This window comes from Rhizobium sp. P2_G2, from assembly GCF_056403555.1.
The window spans coordinates 26,824-41,722 of sequence record NZ_JBFUFF010000063.1; the positions used below are offsets into that span (position 1 = coordinate 26,824).

17 protein-coding genes are annotated in these 14,899 nt (G+C 58.8%); 4 read left to right on the forward strand and 13 right to left on the reverse strand.

The genetic code is table 11. The features are described from left to right. Window positions 1-8: 8 nt before the first annotated feature. Entirely contained in the window at window positions 9-989 is a 981-nt protein-coding gene (locus AC1D06_RS29535; protein ID WP_477989440.1) for an SDR family NAD(P)-dependent oxidoreductase, read from the reverse strand. Window positions 990-1,088: 99 nt separating this feature from the next. Between AC1D06_RS29535 and AC1D06_RS29540 the strand changes: the two genes are divergently transcribed. After that, complete coding sequence (locus AC1D06_RS29540) at window positions 1,089-2,081, forward strand: AraC family transcriptional regulator (protein WP_477989442.1); 993 nt, start codon at window positions 1,089-1,091, stop codon at window positions 2,079-2,081. 7 nt (window positions 2,082-2,088) lie between these two features. On the opposite strand, the gene AC1D06_RS29545 is transcribed toward AC1D06_RS29540, so the two are convergent. Further along, window positions 2,089-2,670, reverse strand: coding sequence for a DUF805 domain-containing protein (locus AC1D06_RS29545; protein ID WP_477989443.1), 582 nt, complete (start codon window positions 2,668-2,670; stop codon window positions 2,089-2,091). 406 nt (window positions 2,671-3,076) lie between these two features. After that, window positions 3,077-4,711, reverse strand: coding sequence for a nidogen-like domain-containing protein (locus tag AC1D06_RS29550; RefSeq protein ID WP_477989445.1), 1,635 nt, complete (start codon window positions 4,709-4,711; stop codon window positions 3,077-3,079). Between the two features lie 566 nt (window positions 4,712-5,277). Here AC1D06_RS29550 and AC1D06_RS29555 point away from each other — a divergent pair. Beyond that, window positions 5,278-5,706 (forward strand): DUF4864 domain-containing protein, encoded by a 429-nt coding sequence (locus AC1D06_RS29555; RefSeq protein ID WP_477989447.1) that lies wholly within the window; start codon window positions 5,278-5,280, stop codon window positions 5,704-5,706. A gap of 25 nt (window positions 5,707-5,731) precedes the next feature. Here AC1D06_RS29555 and AC1D06_RS29560 read toward each other — a convergent pair whose 3' ends face one another. Continuing rightward, on the reverse strand, window positions 5,732-6,385 hold the full coding sequence (locus AC1D06_RS29560) for a dihydrofolate reductase family protein (protein ID WP_477989448.1): 654 nt from the start codon (window positions 6,383-6,385) through the stop codon (window positions 5,732-5,734). 211 nt (window positions 6,386-6,596) lie between these two features. Here AC1D06_RS29560 and gfa point away from each other — a divergent pair, with 211 nt between their 5' ends. Then, window positions 6,597-7,169: an S-(hydroxymethyl)glutathione synthase gene (gfa, locus tag AC1D06_RS29565; RefSeq protein ID WP_477989450.1), complete on the forward strand. Its 573-nt coding sequence runs from the start codon at window positions 6,597-6,599 to the stop codon at window positions 7,167-7,169. Between the two features lie 95 nt (window positions 7,170-7,264). Here the strand turns inward: gfa and tgt are convergent, their stop codons facing one another. The 5 genes from tgt to coaD all read right to left on the reverse strand — a co-directional run bounded on the left by tgt (window position 7,265) and on the right by coaD (window position 11,249). Further along, on the reverse strand, window positions 7,265-8,395 hold the full coding sequence (gene tgt / locus AC1D06_RS29570; protein WP_477989452.1) for a tRNA guanosine(34) transglycosylase Tgt: 1,131 nt from the start codon (window positions 8,393-8,395) through the stop codon (window positions 7,265-7,267). After that, window positions 8,395-9,474, reverse strand: a complete 1,080-nt coding sequence (queA, locus tag AC1D06_RS29575) for a tRNA preQ1(34) S-adenosylmethionine ribosyltransferase-isomerase QueA (RefSeq protein WP_477989454.1) — start codon at window positions 9,472-9,474, stop codon at window positions 8,395-8,397. Before queA ends, tgt begins: the two co-directional genes overlap by 1 nt. 100 nt (window positions 9,475-9,574) lie before the next feature. Beyond that, a complete protein-coding gene (locus AC1D06_RS29580) occupies window positions 9,575-10,087 on the reverse strand; it encodes a peptidylprolyl isomerase (protein ID WP_477989456.1) in 513 nt (170 codons plus the stop codon). A gap of 75 nt (window positions 10,088-10,162) precedes the next feature. Then, window positions 10,163-10,732 (reverse strand): peptidylprolyl isomerase, encoded by a 570-nt coding sequence (locus tag AC1D06_RS29585; protein ID WP_477989458.1) that lies wholly within the window; start codon window positions 10,730-10,732, stop codon window positions 10,163-10,165. A gap of 22 nt (window positions 10,733-10,754) precedes the next feature. Next, window positions 10,755-11,249, reverse strand: coding sequence for a pantetheine-phosphate adenylyltransferase (coaD, locus tag AC1D06_RS29590; protein WP_477989460.1), 495 nt, complete (start codon window positions 11,247-11,249; stop codon window positions 10,755-10,757). A gap of 289 nt (window positions 11,250-11,538) precedes the next feature. Here coaD and AC1D06_RS29595 point away from each other — a divergent pair, with 289 nt between their 5' ends. Then, complete coding sequence (locus tag AC1D06_RS29595) at window positions 11,539-11,673, forward strand: hypothetical protein (RefSeq protein WP_477989462.1); 135 nt, start codon at window positions 11,539-11,541, stop codon at window positions 11,671-11,673. A 318-nt stretch (window positions 11,674-11,991) separates the two neighbouring features. Here the strand turns inward: AC1D06_RS29595 and AC1D06_RS29600 are convergent, their stop codons facing one another. From AC1D06_RS29600 to AC1D06_RS29615, 4 genes are all read right to left on the reverse strand, one after another. Beyond that, entirely contained in the window at window positions 11,992-12,420 is a 429-nt protein-coding gene (locus AC1D06_RS29600) for a hypothetical protein (protein ID WP_477989463.1), read from the reverse strand. A gap of 149 nt (window positions 12,421-12,569) precedes the next feature. Beyond that, window positions 12,570-13,400 carry a competence protein CoiA gene (locus AC1D06_RS29605; protein ID WP_477989465.1) on the reverse strand — a complete coding sequence of 277 codons (831 nt, stop codon included), beginning with the start codon at window positions 13,398-13,400 and terminating at the stop codon, window positions 12,570-12,572. A gap of 9 nt (window positions 13,401-13,409) precedes the next feature. Further along, window positions 13,410-13,796 carry a hypothetical protein gene (locus AC1D06_RS29610; protein WP_477989467.1) on the reverse strand — a complete coding sequence of 129 codons (387 nt, stop codon included), beginning with the start codon at window positions 13,794-13,796 and terminating at the stop codon, window positions 13,410-13,412. A gap of 238 nt (window positions 13,797-14,034) precedes the next feature. Continuing rightward, the gene (locus tag AC1D06_RS29615) at window positions 14,035-14,613 is read right to left on the reverse strand and encodes a hypothetical protein (RefSeq protein ID WP_477989468.1); all 579 of its coding nucleotides are present in this window, start codon (window positions 14,611-14,613) and stop codon (window positions 14,035-14,037) included. Between the last annotated feature and the right edge of the window lie 286 nt (window positions 14,614-14,899).

Consider the following 14,899-nt stretch of genomic DNA (forward strand, 5'->3'; position numbering starts at 1 on the left):
AGCGAACTCTAGTCGAAGCGCGCACCAGTCATCTGCTCGCTCAACGTCCATAGCCGATCGGCTGCGACCGGATCAATGGCCCAGGGCCGGACGCCGAGCAAGTCGGTGGAGTCGGCCGGGTGGGCGGCGGAGATATCGCAATTCTCGCAATAGACGCCACCCCTGCCTTCGAGCATCGGGTTCGTCGCGCACCAGACGCTGGTCGCAGCGCCCTGTTCGATCGTCTTCATGTTGCGCTCAGGATCGATGATGAAATTGCCTTCTTCATCGACATAGCCCGACGCCTTGATCGCCTCGGGCGGCAGATGCCGCGCCAGGTTTGTGGCAAGAATACCGCCCGGATGCAGCGAAAAGGCGCTGACATCATAGGGCAGGCCGATGCTGGCAAGTTTCAGCGCAAACAAGGCATTGGCGGTCTTCGACTGGCCGTAGGAGACGCGTGGATCATAGGCGCGGCGCTCGAAATTCGGATCGTCGAAATCGACCGGCGAGAAGACATGGCCGCGTGATGAAACGGCAATGACGCGCGCCTTGTATGCCTTCTTCAACGCCGGCCAAAGCCGCGCCGTCAGCTGGAAATGGCCGAGATGATTGGTCGAAAACTGCGATTCATAGCCGCGAGCGTCGCGCGTCAATGGGTTCATCATCACGGCGGCGTTGTTGAGCAGGATATGCAGCGGTCGGCCCGACGCGAGGAAGCGGGCGGCAAACGCATCAATCGACAATGGGTCCATCAGGTCGAGCGTTTCGAGCTTGATCGCAGGGAAGGGGGCTAAAGCCGCCCTAGCCTTCTGCTGGTCGCGCGCCGGTACGATCACTTCGGCGCCTGCCGCCAGGAAGACGCGGGCTGCTTCCAGTCCTATGCCGGAATAGCCGCCTGTGACGATCACCGTCTTGCCGGTCAGATCGAGATCGATGCCACGGATCACTTCTTCTGCGGTCGAGGCGGCTCCGAAACCGGAACCGATAGGCGCCTGTGGTGTGGTCATGAATTGGTCTCCTTTCGTCCTGGGAGCCTGTTTACGCCTCCGCGTCGGGATTCTGAATGCTTGCAAATCCGAATTACTTGCGCCATCGTTCAGCTTATGATGTCCGATCCACTTTCCGACATGCTCACGCTTCTCGACGCGCGCTGCCTGATGTCCGGCGGTTTCTTCGCCGGGCAGAACTGGTCACTGCAATTTCCAAAGCCGAGCGCCATCAAATGCGGCGCGATCGTCAAGGGCAGCTGCTGGCTGCAGATTCACCGCCAGGCGGAGCCGGTCCGGCTTGAAGCGGGCGATGTCGTGCTGTTCGACGGCCGCCATCCGTTCCGTCTCGCGAGCGATCTTGCGCTTCCGCCTGCAGATGCTGTCACGCTATTCCGCAATCGTGTCGACCGGATCGCGCGGGTCGGCGAGGGCGAGGATTTCTTTTATCTAGGCGGCCATGTCGCGGTCGATGCAGATGCCAGCGATCTGCTGCTCGACATGTTGCCGGCCATGATCCACGTCCGCGCCGGCTCGATCGAAGCGGTGGCGCTACGCTGGATCCTCGACCAGCTCTATCGTGAAATGGTTGCCGACCAGCCGGGGTCGGTCGTGGCGTCGCGGCAGCTGGCGCAGCTGATGTTCGTGCAGGTTCTCAGGACCCATATCGAGGCGGCCGAGCTGCCGGTCGGTTGGTTGAAAGCCATCGGCGACAGGCAGATTGCGCCGGCGCTGAGAATGATGCATGGCGATCCTGGCCGCAATTGGCAACTCGGCGAACTCGCCAAGGCTGTCGGCATGTCGCGCACGACATTTGCGCTGCGCTTCAAGTCGGTGACCGGCGTGGCGCCGCTCAGCTATCTGATCGCCTGGAGGATGCGGCTTGCAGAACGCGCCTTGCGCGATGCGAGCCTGCCGGTCTCGGCGTTGGCCTACCAGCTCGGCTACACATCGGAAAGCGCGTTCAGCAACGCCTTCAAGCGCGTGGTCGGCGTGGCGCCGAACCGCTATCGGACGGCCCGGCGACAAAACGAGTCGACGACGGCTGAAATGGCAAGCGAACAGGTGATCGTCGCGCCAGCCAAATATGGACCGCTGCCAATGGCGTCCTGACGCCGTCTCAGTGCTGCTGCCCGAGGCGACCGAAGGTTTTCCTGCCGGCTGGTGCTTGTCGCGTCGCCGGTGCGGGCTGCTGCGCCGGCTTTGCCGCGGCGGCGGAGGGGTGCATGGCGGGCTCGCTGCGCGGCTTGAATGCGTCGGGGACGCTGACTGCCGATGCGTCATAGCCGGCACCCGGCCAGAAGGTCAGTGTAAGATTGAACACGAAGTTGATCGCCGCGCCGAAGACTGTTCCAAATCGCTCGCCGGGCAAGGCCCAATCGGGGACAAGCACGGCAACACAGGCGTCGGCAGCAATGATTGCCCACAAGACCGGCAGGACGATTGCCGGGTTCCAGCCAATATCCCGGACGCGCATGGACACAAGGCAAGTTCCCAACCATATCGCCAGTATGACGAGGACGATGATGGCGATCGCCACTGCCATGTCTGGACGGTGTGCGGCGTCCGCAGCGCCGTCGCGAGAAAGACCCACAACAAGAAGAATGGCAAGGACGGTCACGCCGACGCCGAAGGCAATGCAGCTGAGAAAATAGGCCAGGCGTCCAAGACGGGCGTTAAAGCCGAAAATAAAACCGAGCATGAAATGGCCCTGTTATTTCCGGCTAGTCTGCGGCAAAAGAATTGAATAGTCGTGAAGCAAAAATTTCCGGGTGTGCCGTTTTGGGCTCCGCGATCATGATAACGCAGAACGCGAGAGGCCCGGATAGGTTTATCGCGAAACTGTGATGACCCGTGTTGAGATGCCAATACGAACCTTGAAGACATTCACAACGTTGCAAACGGCGGCTCAGGTGAAAAAGCAATGGGATCAGAACCATCCGTAAGTTCCATAATCTATCTTATGCGATCATTGGATGTAGGCGCAAAGTTAGAATGTCCTGACTCAGCAAAGTAAGAATGTCACTCTCCCCGCATTTGAGTGACGTGGTACGACGCTCTCGTGGTCTGAGGCATAACCGCTGCTAACTGCAGCTGCAGCGAGAGGCTCAGAGAATGGCCCAGTCCATATCCACACTGTGGTGGGCGTCGGGCGCGCCCGCATCCTCTATGATCGTGCCATTGTGAACGGAGAACCGCCAGACGCCGGCGCGATCGCAATTGCTCGTCGCGTTGAGGCTGAGCATTGCGGCCTCAGTTCCCGACCCGGGCATTTCATATTGGAAGGCCGCGTTGCCGGAATTGACGCCAGCACGTGCGACCGTGCCACCATGGCCGCCCGAGCCGCCGGAGGCATCGCCGGTCGTCCAATTGAGGTCGCCATAGCGGATGACGATTTCGGCATCGCCGGCCCCTTGGTCGAAGATCTCAATCTGGTAGGAGTTTTTGAGGCTGGCATGGTCCGTGGCCGTTGCGTTGAAATAGTCGACGTTGCTCCATGTGGCGACGAAGCTGTCATGGGAAGCGTTGTAGCCGTAAGACACAGTCCCGCCGCCGCCGCGGGTATCTACGTCCGCCCAGAAAGCGGCGATGATCGGCAAACCCGAATTCCCGCCGATCGTGCCGGGCGTGTAGCCGCTCAGCGCGCCGCCAAATGTCAGATTGCCATTGTTGTTGACGAAGACCGACGTGTATTTCGTGCCAAAGAACTTGAACCCCTTTTCGAACGCTTGCGTCAAAGAGGCTTCCTGCGAGCCGTCATCGTTCTGCACAAGCGTTGTTGCACTGTCGGGGGCGACGAAGGTGGACGTGATTGCCGTGGGCAACGGTAAGCTCGATGCCGTGAAGCGAACGGTTTCCACATTCTTGAGGACATTTTGCTCGCCAGTGATCTGATTGACGAAGGTGCGGGTGTCACCGGCCACGGTGAGCGTATTCGTGAACTTGAAGCCGGTGAGTTCGGCTAGGTCCTTGCCGGTGCCGCCATCGAGCGTGTTGCTGCCCGTGCCGGCGATCAGGATATCGTTGTCGTCGCCACCGAACAGAAAGTCGTCTCCGTCGCCTCCGTCCAATTTGTCCAAGCCTTTGAAACCATACAGGAAATCCACGCCCGCGCCGGACGTGAACATGTTGTTCGCCACGCTTCCKCCTATCAGGAGGTCGCTGGACGATCCCAGGCTCGTTGTATCGATGACTGCACCGGTCGTGTGATTTGAAATGACCCCGAGGTCGATCTTCGCTCCGTGCGTATAGCCGTTGTCGAAACCGGGTTGCCGGTCGGCAAACTCATTGTTCTTCATGATATTGTAGTAGGACGTTCTCGCGTCCTTGCCGAGTTCGTCGCGCATGAGATTTTCGTAGCGCACATTGTCCCCGACATAATCGTGTGCTGCCAATTGCTGCGGCGTCGGATCGTGAAGATTGTTCAGCGCATGCGAGATTTCATGAAGCAGCGCGAATTGCAGAGTATAGTTTACCGCCTTTCCATGTGCATCGATGACGGTGCGATCCGTGAGATAGTTGCCGAGATCGATGGTAACGACGTTGGTATCCGGGTTGCCATGGAAACCGTCGCCCTTCTTGATCGTAAGATCTGGCTCCGAGACACCCAGGCGGTTAAACATGGCCTTGGCGCTCGCCGAATTCTCATAGGCGTCCTTGATTACGGTCCTGATCTTTGCCTTTTCCTCTGGCGTAAAGCCACCGCCCAGATGGATATGCCCTCCGATGCTCCTAGCGGTCATGCTCCAATCCTCCCCAGGTTGGAACCCTCCAGCGCGACCGCCGCAAACCGATGATGCAGCTCAAGGCGGCTGGTCGGTAAGTTAGCTAATGCTTAACTATCGCACCATGACCGCCCCAATGTCCAGATCGAGAGTACGGGCGCGAAAAAATAGTTATTGTCGCTCCTTGATTGTGTTTTGACTGAGTAATCCCGCCGCGTCTCGACTGGCACCTCTGTAGTAAAGTGCAGTCGATTTCAGAAAGCCAGTCAAGGAAAATTCAATGGCGAGGGAGGCTACACTTGCGAGCGATGGTGACCACAAATAGTTATTTTGGCAGCTATTTATTTGGAGGCGCATTATCTCAACGCGTTGTCACCAAAATTCGTTGGCTATAACGCCAACCGAAGTGTTCGTGATACATTTGCAGGACGGTGGCTGATCCCCTACCCTGCGTATAGGCTGTGGCACTCGGCGTCGATTGTCCAATCACGCGACAGTGATCTTGAATATCCGCCTCTCCGTATACAATGCTCGCCGGCTCCCTGTGATCTGGTTTCGACGAGCAAATGATTTGGAGGTCCGCCATGCGTGCAATGCCTGCCTGTCTCATCGCTTTCACCCTTTCACTTGCTGCTGTGCCGCTCCACGCCGAAGACGTTGCCATCACCGCATCGCGCAAGGTGATCGAAGCCCAGATCGATGCCTTTCTGAAGAATGATGCCGACACGGCCTATTCCTTTGCCGCGCCCGGCATCAAGACAAAGTTCCCCGACAAGACCGTCTTCTTCGACATAGTCAAGAAGAGCTACGCGCCGGTCTATCATCCCGGCAACTATGCTTTCGGCCGCAGCAAGTCCGTCGATGACGGTGCGACCGTCATCCATGAACTTTTGATCACCGGCACGGACGGCAGGAACTGGCGCGCGCTCTATAAGCTGTCGCGCCAGCCGGATGGCAGCTATAAGATCGACGGCGTCGCCATCGTGGCGGACACGGTCAGCAAGGATATTTGAGACCGGATGCCGATCCTTGCGCTGTTCAGGCCAAATTCTTGCGTCGCTCAATTTCTTCGGGCGACGGATCGGTGAGCTGGAACGAGCCGGTCTTGACCTCGCCGTCAGGTTCGTAGGTGGCCACGATCACGCCGCTGCCGAAGCTTCGCGATTTGGTGAGCTTCATTGCCGACGGCGTGGTGCCGTTGCCGAACAGCCGCTTGCCGTTGCCCAGCACGACGGGAAAGATCAAAAGTGTGAACTCGTCGATCAGGGCATGCTGCAGCAGCGTCTGGATGAGATTGCTTGAACCTTGGATCAGCAGGTCCGGACCATCGCTCTGTTTGATTGATTTGAGTGTAGCTACAATGTCATCACCCAGTGACTTGCTGTTCTGCCAGGCAAGCGTGGCGTGCGAATGGGTTGCGACATATTTCGTCACGCTGTTGAACGCGGTCGCGATCGGGTCGTCGCCGGCATGCGGCCAATGGGCGGCGAAAATGTCATAGGTCTTGCGGCCAAGCAGCAGGTCGAACGGTTTTTCGAATATGCCGCCGAGCGCGGCGCCCGTCTCCTCATCGAAGATGGGGAACGTCCAGCCGCCGAACCTGAAGTCGCCTGTCGGGTCTTCCTCCGGCCCACCGGGCGCCTGCATGACGCCGTCGAGGCTGACGAATGTCGCTGCAACAATTCTACGCATCTTGTTTCTCCTTTTCCGGCCCGTCTCGACCGTTCACGGCTCAAGGACGGTGGCGAAGCACCCTGCCCGACAACGCTTGCCGAGAATTTTGTCTATGCGCGACGTCATGCCATCCTTTTTGGTGCTGAGGATGATGTTGCCAAACATCGGCTCTCATGAAAGAGTGCCTGTTGGGACGGTATATTCAAAAGCAAATCTGGGAGGATTTTCCATGGCATCCGTAGCATTGCATCCCTCTATCGACGGCGGCGTCAAGGCCGGCAGCGGCTCTTTCGCCGGCGGCACGCTCTCCTGCCTCTGCACGACGCGCACCGTGCGGCTGAAGATCAAGGGTGACGTCGCTCATAACCATGCCTGCGGCTGCACCAAGTGCTGGAAGCCGGCCGGCGCGATCTTCTCCGTCGTTGCCGTGACCGGCACGGACAATGTCGAAGTGGTCGAGAACGGCGACAAGCTCAAAGTCGTCGATCCCTCGGCGCTGATCCAGCGCCATGCCTGCACGGAATGCGGCGTGCACATGTATGGCCCGGTCGAGCGCGAACATGCCTTCAAGGGCCTGAGCTTCATCCATCCGGAACGTTTTGCCGAAAGCGGTTGGTCTGCACCGGGCTTCGCGGCATTCGTCTCGTCGGTGATCGAATCCGGCGTCGGCCCGTCGAAAATGGATGGCATCCGCGCCCGGTTCAAAGAACTTGGCCTCGAGCCCTATGATTGCCTCAACCCGCCGCTGATGGACTACCTGGCGACTGTTGCCGCGAAGAACGCCGGCACATTCCAGGAATAAGCGGGATCATTTTTCCCGAATGAGGGAAACAGCTTGGGCGAGGGCGAGGCAATTGCTCTCGCCCTATGCTTTATGGGGCCGGCGGCGGACGCGGCTCAAACCGGGGCCAGATCACCCCTCGCCCAGTTTTCCTGGGTCTCCGCTGCGAATTCGGCGAACCGACCCTGCTCTATCGCCGCACGAATGCCGTTCATCAAATCCTGATAATAGCTCAGATTGTTCCACGTCAGCAGCATGCCGCCGAGCGCCTCGTTGGAGCGCACGAGATGGTGCAGATAGGCGCGGGAATAGTTGCGCGCTGCCGGGCAGGATGATTCCTCGTCGAGCGGCCGCATATCTTCGGCGTGGCGGGCATTGCGGATGTTGATCTTGCCGCGGCGGGTGAAGGCCAGGCCGTGGCGGCCGGAACGCGTCGGCATCACGCAATCGAACATGTCGATGCCGCGCGCCACCGATTTCAGGATATCGTCGGGCGTGCCGACGCCCATCAGGTAACGCGGCTTTTCGGTCGGCAGATGCGGGTTGACCGTGTCGATCATCTCCAGCATCACATCCTGCGGCTCACCGACAGCGAGACCACCGATCGCATAGCCCTTGAGGTCCAGTGCTGCGAGCGCCTGCGCGCTTTTCACCCGCAGGCCGGCCTGGTCGCCACCCTGGACGATGCCGAACATGGCCTTGCCTGGCTGGTCGCCGAAGGCCACCTTGCAGCGCTCGGCCCAGCGCACCGACATTTCCATGGCGCGCTCGATCTCTTTGGATTCCGCGGGCAGCGCTATGCATTCGTCGAGCTGCATCTGGATATCGGAATCGAGCATGCCCTGGATTTCGATCGAACGCTCCGGCGACATGAAATGCAGCGAGCCGTCGACATGGCTTTTGAAGGTCACGCCCTTTTCGTCGAGTTTGCGCAGGCCCGACAGCGACATGACCTGGAAGCCGCCGGAATCGGTGAGGATCGGATACGGCCAGCGGATCAGCTCATGCAGACCGCCGAGGCGCGCGACGCGCTCCGGGCCGGGCCGCAGCATCAGGTGATAGGTGTTGCCGAGGATGATGTCGGCGCCGGTGTCGCGCACCTGATCGAGATACATGGCCTTGACCGTGCCGACGGTGCCGACGGGCATGAAGGCAGGCGTGCGGATGGTGCCGCGTGGCATGCGCACCTCCCCTCGCCGTGCCTTGCCGTCGGTCTTGATCAGCTTGAATTCGAATTTTTCGGACATCAGTCTTTCCGTGTCAGCAGGCTGGCATCGCCATAGGAGTAGAAGCGATAGCCGGATTGGATGGCGTGATCGTAGGCGCTGCGCATGGTCTCGAGGCCGGAAAAGGCCGAGACCAGCATGAACAGCGTCGAACGCGGCAGGTGGAAATTGGTCATCAGCCGGTCGACGATTTTGAAGCGGTGACCCRGCGTGATGAAGATGTCGGTGCTGCCGGACCATGCGGAGAGACGCCCGTTATCGTCCGCCGCGCTTTCCAGCAGCCGCAGCGACGTCGTACCGACGCAGATCACCTTATTGCCACGCGCCTTGGCGGCATTGAGCGCTGCAGCGGTGGCGCCATCGATGTGGCCGATCTCGTGATGCATGCGATGCTCGGTCGTATCGTCGGCCTTGACCGGCAGGAAGGTCCCTGCCCCGACATGCAGCGTGACGAAGCAGCGCTCAATGCCCTTTTGATCCAGTCTTTCAAACAGTTGCGGCGTGAAGTGAAGGCCGGCGGTAGGGGCTGCGACGGCGCCCTCTTCCCTGGCGTAAATCGTCTGATAGTCAGCGCGATCCCGGTCGTCCTCGGGGCGCTTCGAAGCAATGTAAGGAGGCAGCGGAATATGGCCGACCGTGGCGATCGCCTCGTCCAGCGCAGGGCCCGACAGATCGAAGGTCAGCGTCACCTCACCCGCCTCGCCTTTTTCCGTCACGGTAGCGTCGAGTGCGCCGAGCAGGCAGGCATTGCCGGAATGGCCGAACTGCAGCCGGTCACCTTCCTTGATACGCTTGCCTGGGCGGGCAAAGGCCTTCCATGCGTTTGGGCCAACGCGCATGTGCAGGGTGACGGAGACGGACGCCGCCCCTTCATCACGAATGCGCGTGCCTTCAAGCTGCGCAGGGATGACCTTGGTATCGTTGAAGACCAGAACGTCACCGGGATTCAGCAGATCCGGCAGGTCTCGGACGACGAGGTCCGAGAACTGCGTTTCGGTGTTCGGATCGACCGCCAGCAGGCGTGCAGAATCGCGCGGGTTTGCCGGCCGCAAGGCAATCCGCTCCTCGGGAAGCTCGAAATCGAAAAGGTCAACACGCATGAGAAACTCGAAGGCGCTCCCCTGCTAAGGGAGTATAGCCATAAAAGAAAACCGCCCCGGCGCATAAGCCCCGGAGCGGCCGATGTCCATCGAAAACGGATTACTTGACGTCCACGGCGACTTTCATCGACACGATCTCGTCAGGGTCGACCACCGGTTCGCCCTTCTTGATCTTGTCGACATTGTCCATGCCTTCGATCACCTGGCCCCAGACCGAATATTGCTTGTTGAGCCACGGCGCATCGGTGAAGCAGATGAAGAACTGCGAATTGGCAGAATTCGGGTTCTGCGAGCGGGCCATCGAGCAGGTGCCGCGCACATGGCTGATCGCCGAGAATTCCGCCTTCAGATCCGGCTTTTCCGAACCGCCCATGCCGGCGCGGCGTGGATCGAAGGACTTGCCGCCCTTCTTGCCATATTCGACATCGCCCGTCTGGGCCATGAAGTCATTGATGACGCGGTGGAAGACGACACCGTCATAGGCGCCTTCGCGGGTCAGTTCCTTGATGCGCGCCACATGGCCGGGCGCGGCGTTCGGCATCAACTCGATGACGACCTTGCCCTTGGTGGTTTCCATGATGAGCGTGTTTTCCGGATCCTTGATCTCGGCCATGGGTTTTCTCCTTGCTTGTTGTCTCGACGCATTCTGAACGTGGGCTGCTCAGCAACCCTCCGTAAATGCCTGGTGTTATTTACCGACCGTGACCTTGATCATCCGGTCGGGATCGCTGACCGAACCGTTATTGTTCGGGTCGCCGCGCTTGATCTTGTCGACGAATTCCATGCCGGAAACGACCTTGCCGACCACCGTGTACTGGCCGTTGAGGAAATCGCCCGGGGCGAACATGATGAAGAACTGCGAATTGGCCGAATTGGGATCCTGCGAACGGGCCATGCCGATCGTGCCGCGCTCGAACGGCACTTGCGAAAACTCGGCCGGCAGGTCKGGCAGGTCGGAGCCACCGGTGCCAACCGCGTTCGGATCGAAACCCTTCTTCAGATTGCCGAACTTGACGTCGCCGGTCTGGGCCATGAAGCCGTCGATGACGCGGTGGAAGGCGACATTGTCATATTGGTGCTTGGCAGCCAGTTCCTCGATGCGCTTGACGTGCTGTGGCGCGATATTCGGCATCAGCTGGATCACCACCGGACCGTTCTTGAGCTGGATGGTGATCTGGTTGGGATTGGCATATGCCTGGGCGGCAAGGCCGGCGAACAGCAGAAATGCAGCCGCGGCGATGGATTTCAGGAAGATCATGGAAGCTCCGTTGTTTTAGGGCTCAGCGTTGGCGTTTTTCCTCGAGCGCGGCGAGCACCGGCTTCGGCACGAAAGCACTGACATCGCCGCCCATCGCGGCGATCTGGCGCACCAATGTGGCGGTTATGGGCCTGGACGCCGTGCCGGCCGGCAGGAACACCGTCTGGATATCCGGCGCCATCTGCCGGTTCATGCCGGCCATTTGCATTTCGTAGTCGAGATCGGTTCCGTCGCGCAAACCACGGATCAGCACTTTGGTTCCATGCGCGCGCGCCGCCTCGACGACGAGATTGTCGAAGGAGATCACCTGGATGTCGCCGATCCGGTCCGGCAACACGTCCTCGAGCGACAGGCGGATCAGCGAGGCGCGATCCTCGAAGGAGAACAGCGGTGCCTTGCCGGGATGGACGCCGATGCCGACGATGACCTTGGAGGCGATGTTGAGCGCCTGGATCAGCACGTCCAGATGCCCGTTGGTCAGGGGATCGAAGGAACCGGGATAGAAGGCTGTTGTCATTGCGCGCGCTGCCGAAAATGGTCCCGCCTTTTGTCATGGATGTGGTATCGGCGCAACCGAAAATCCATGGTTTCCGGGTGAGCCAGAAACCTGAACGGCGGATGAACGCCCCATTCAGGGCCGGTTCGGATCATCAATGGTTATATAGCGTCAAGTTCGGAGGACAGCGCAATGATAACAAGAAGCGCATGTTCCCAAGGAAACAGAAACCGGGTGCGCGATGTGGGATAAAGGTTCCATCGACAGCGCACCCGGACGAGAGACGAAAAGGACGACGACGATGATGTACATGACGCTGACCCTGATGGCAGGCCTGATTTCCGTCATGTTCGTGGCGACCGCAGTTTCCTCGATCATTAACGCAGTGCGTGAAAACAACGCCACGAGGGACGCGCAGTCCCGCAGTGTCGCGTTCCAGTTCTAAGTTCCAGACGCGCGGGCGTCCCCTCCCCACCCCCTCCCCGCAAGCCCGCGCTCATGTGTAAAAACCGGACGGCTCCCCTGCCGTCCGGTTTTTTCGTTGTGCGACCCTGCCATAGCCACCTAAGCAAAGATCCGATGCCTCGGGCGAGCCGGCTTAGACCGGCGGATTGAACGTGGGTGGGCGGTTCCCGGCATATAAGCAAAAGCCGCTTATCGGCCTCCGCTGTACCTGTTTTATTTATTCTGGAATGGAGGCCGATTTCTGGGAATGTCCGGGATTATTCACGGATGTTCGGGAAGGTTCACGAGCGGGCGAAAATTAGCGGCGGAGAGCGGGCAAAATCGCGGCGCTCTTCATGTCCGCGATGAAGCGAACAATGGTGGACCGTGACGGCGTTTCGCTGCCAAACCGCCTAAGACAGGCTTCATAGACTTCTTTCGTCGTCATCGTCGCGGCACACTCCACGATGAAATCGGCGAGCTCCGGCCGGCGAGCAATGGTATTTTGAGAGACAGCGCGATAGGTCGACAAACTCTTGCGTGCGCGGCCGGCCTCCGCAGCCGATCGCAGAGCGAGATATTCCGATGCTGGAATAGTCACCAAATCGTCGGCGAAGGCGAGCTTGCCGCATGTGCCACAAACCTCGACCACCGATCGCCTGGACTCTTGCTCCATAAAAGTCTCCGTTCCATCAGATACCGGAATATCGCGGTCCCTGATATCGCTCCTCTGCCCGTCCGACTCCATCAGGGAAGCCGGGGTTCACTATCATCACCCAACGTGCGGGCCGGGAAGATACACGAAACGAAGGGAAAACAAAAGACGAACTCGTATAGCTCAGTAAAGGATGATTCGACAGGCTATCGAAGGCGTTTCACAAGCCATTCGAACAAGTTTTAAGCCTCCGACTGCGCTCCGCCGTCATTTCCCCGAGGTCGGAAGAAAGCAACCCACGCGTCGGGCCAATGGTGCGGCCTGATGAGCCGATCAGGGACATGCTTTCGGACAACTTCCAAGTCGCTCAATCTGTAGGGACCGGCAAGCGAAAGGTCCCGCAGGTTTTCAGCCTCGTAATCATAGCCGCCACCCCAAACTTCATCGCCGCTCTGATCGATATAGGACCGCTCCGGCTTGTGCAGCATATGCGGGGCAAGTGTGGCAAGCCAAAAGCTTTCCGTTGCAGGGTCATACATCCAAACACCATCGCGATAAAACGTGTGAAGCCAGCTTTCATAAGGCCTTGGCAAATATCTTGCCATCTTCCAGCCGCCTTCAACGGCCCTGCCCTTTTCCCACACGTTTTGCCGGAGGAACGGTATCCAGCACTGCCGAATTCCTGTCCTTGCATATGCCCCGGCGCGAATTGAAATCTCCCTAGGGTCAAGCGCGGTGTGCTGGACTTCAAAGGCCAGCCGTGTTTCGCCTGCCGTCCATATCATCACGTCCGCCCGCCGATCTCCGGGCATCGTGTCCACGACGCATTCAATTTTGGTGACCAACCCCCGCTTTGAAAATTCGTCGGCGACAATCTGTTTCGCTCGAAGATGAGCGAGGGTTTCACCCGCAGCCCAAAGACACCGATCCGCGCGCTTATGCTTGAAATGTGCTGCGATCTTGGTGCCTTGGTGTAAGATGACAGCCTGTTCACACTCCGGGCAGTGATATTTGCCCTTCCGTGGCGCAAATCTCGCCTCTATTCGGCCGCCGCTGTATCCAGCCGTGAGCAACGCGCAATCCTAAGCTACGACCTCAACAGCATCGCTCTGTAAAGCCGCCAAACCAGCCTCGGTTGCGGCGATCGCGCGGCAACGGATTGAAAAACGGCTGAGTGCTGCCAAAGACGGACACGCCTCTTGTCCGAACTCTTCGACCAAGGCGGAGAGGATATCTCCTAAGATCATCTTGCCGAGGCGGGCCTTGATGAAGTCAGCCATACCCGGCGTATGATCAATCCGAGATGGTCTACCGGCGAATTGCTGTTTCACCCGAGCAAGGTTGTTGGCCTCAAGGAACTTCCGCGCCTTCATCATTTCGATATAATCGTCAAACGGCACGACAACGAAATCGATGCCCGCGACCTTCGTGGTTCGATGCGACTTCGGAAGCTTGATTTTCGTAACCACGCTGGCCTTCTTTCAAAGCATGACACGCGGCAAATTACAGGAAACGAACCAAAAACAAAAGCCGAACTAAGTTCGCGAAAAAACCTTTTTGAGCAACATTCGAAAGGGTTGCATTTGAGCCGGCCGCTGTCATGCTCTGCGCCGCAAGTCAAATGAGCGGCCGGCCCGCGTCCTTAAGTCTGACGGCGGGCGGCCGGGTCGGAGTGGCTGCCCTACCTCTTCGTGGAAGGCGTACCGATCACTTAGGAGCCGGGCGCGAAAAATTGAAGTCGCGCTCAACACCATAATAGCTAGTTGAGAGCCTGCCGCACTCCACAAAAAGCTGGTCGAACAGATCATGAAACTGATCACGCGTGAGGCTGAACGGGAATCCTTTCGTTCCATAGGCAAGCTTTAGCGGCTGCTCTTCGAGTTTCGTATTAAAGTGCGCACATGCGTTCCTAAAATGCCGCATATCGCCCCATGTGTCGGAGACAATTTCTTTCTTCAGCCTTTTGGTTTCGGAGGCAATAGCCGGTCTGGCTTCATGTTCCCAAAGCTCAAACGCTAGAACTATTCCGCTACGTTGAAGCCAGCGCTCATGTACCTCGTCTTTTGCCAGCCGGCTCAAGACATCGTTCACCGAGCTTTGATGCTGGAACGTTGCGCCTTCATCATTTGGGTTCCCTTTGCCCATAAAAATCTTGGAGGTGGCGGTTGAGTGTCGCGCCGCAACTGACGATAAAGCCTTGCGCCCTTGGCCGAGAGCAAAAGTGATCTCACTGATACTGCCGTATATTTCCGACAGTCCTTCAGCAAGGTTCTCAACAGCGTCCATCTTCACCTCCGAAATTGGTTCTACGCTGAGCGCTTGCTCGCGAGTGATYGGAGGCGTAACCTTAATTTGACCGTCATGACAACCGGGAAATCGCCGGTCCGGTTGGGTGATCCTGCCTTGGTAGCAGAGACACCGTTACGGGGAGAGTGGCGTACCCCCTTGGCGGTCTCCCTCAACCTCGCTTACCGACCACACGAGGCCAAAGTGGTGATGTCTGCAATATTGGGGATGTGAACCGCGCCGGATTTGCCGGAGACCCCAACTCGTGAGAAGTAGGGTCTATGAC

Bases quoted from the DNA above. Each gene is read 5' to 3' on its own strand.
- AC1D06_RS29595 (WP_477989462.1), top strand. From the start codon at position 11,539: ATGACGCTGACCCTGATGGCAGGCCTGATTTCCGTCATGTTCGTGGCG.
- AC1D06_RS29540 (WP_477989442.1), top strand. From the start codon at position 1,089: ATGTCCGATCCACTTTCCGACATGCTCACGCTTCTCGACGCGCGCTGC.
- AC1D06_RS29615 (WP_477989468.1), bottom strand. From the start codon at position 14,613: ATGGACGCTGTTGAGAACCTTGCTGAAGGACTGTCGGAAATATACGGC.
- AC1D06_RS29545 (WP_477989443.1), bottom strand. From the start codon at position 2,670: ATGCTCGGTTTTATTTTCGGCTTTAACGCCCGTCTTGGACGCCTGGCC.
- AC1D06_RS29600 (WP_477989463.1), bottom strand. From the start codon at position 12,420: ATGGAGTCGGACGGGCAGAGGAGCGATATCAGGGACCGCGATATTCCG.
- tgt (WP_477989452.1), bottom strand. From the start codon at position 8,395: ATGTCCGAAAAATTCGAATTCAAGCTGATCAAGACCGACGGCAAGGCA.
- AC1D06_RS29535 (WP_477989440.1), bottom strand. From the start codon at position 989: ATGACCACACCACAGGCGCCTATCGGTTCCGGTTTCGGAGCCGCCTCG.
- AC1D06_RS29580 (WP_477989456.1), bottom strand. From the start codon at position 10,087: ATGGCCGAGATCAAGGATCCGGAAAACACGCTCATCATGGAAACCACC.
- AC1D06_RS29560 (WP_477989448.1), bottom strand. From the start codon at position 6,385: ATGCGTAGAATTGTTGCAGCGACATTCGTCAGCCTCGACGGCGTCATG.
- coaD (WP_477989460.1), bottom strand. From the start codon at position 11,249: ATGACAACAGCCTTCTATCCCGGTTCCTTCGATCCCCTGACCAACGGG.
- AC1D06_RS29555 (WP_477989447.1), top strand. From the start codon at position 5,278: ATGCGTGCAATGCCTGCCTGTCTCATCGCTTTCACCCTTTCACTTGCT.
- gfa (WP_477989450.1), top strand. From the start codon at position 6,597: ATGGCATCCGTAGCATTGCATCCCTCTATCGACGGCGGCGTCAAGGCC.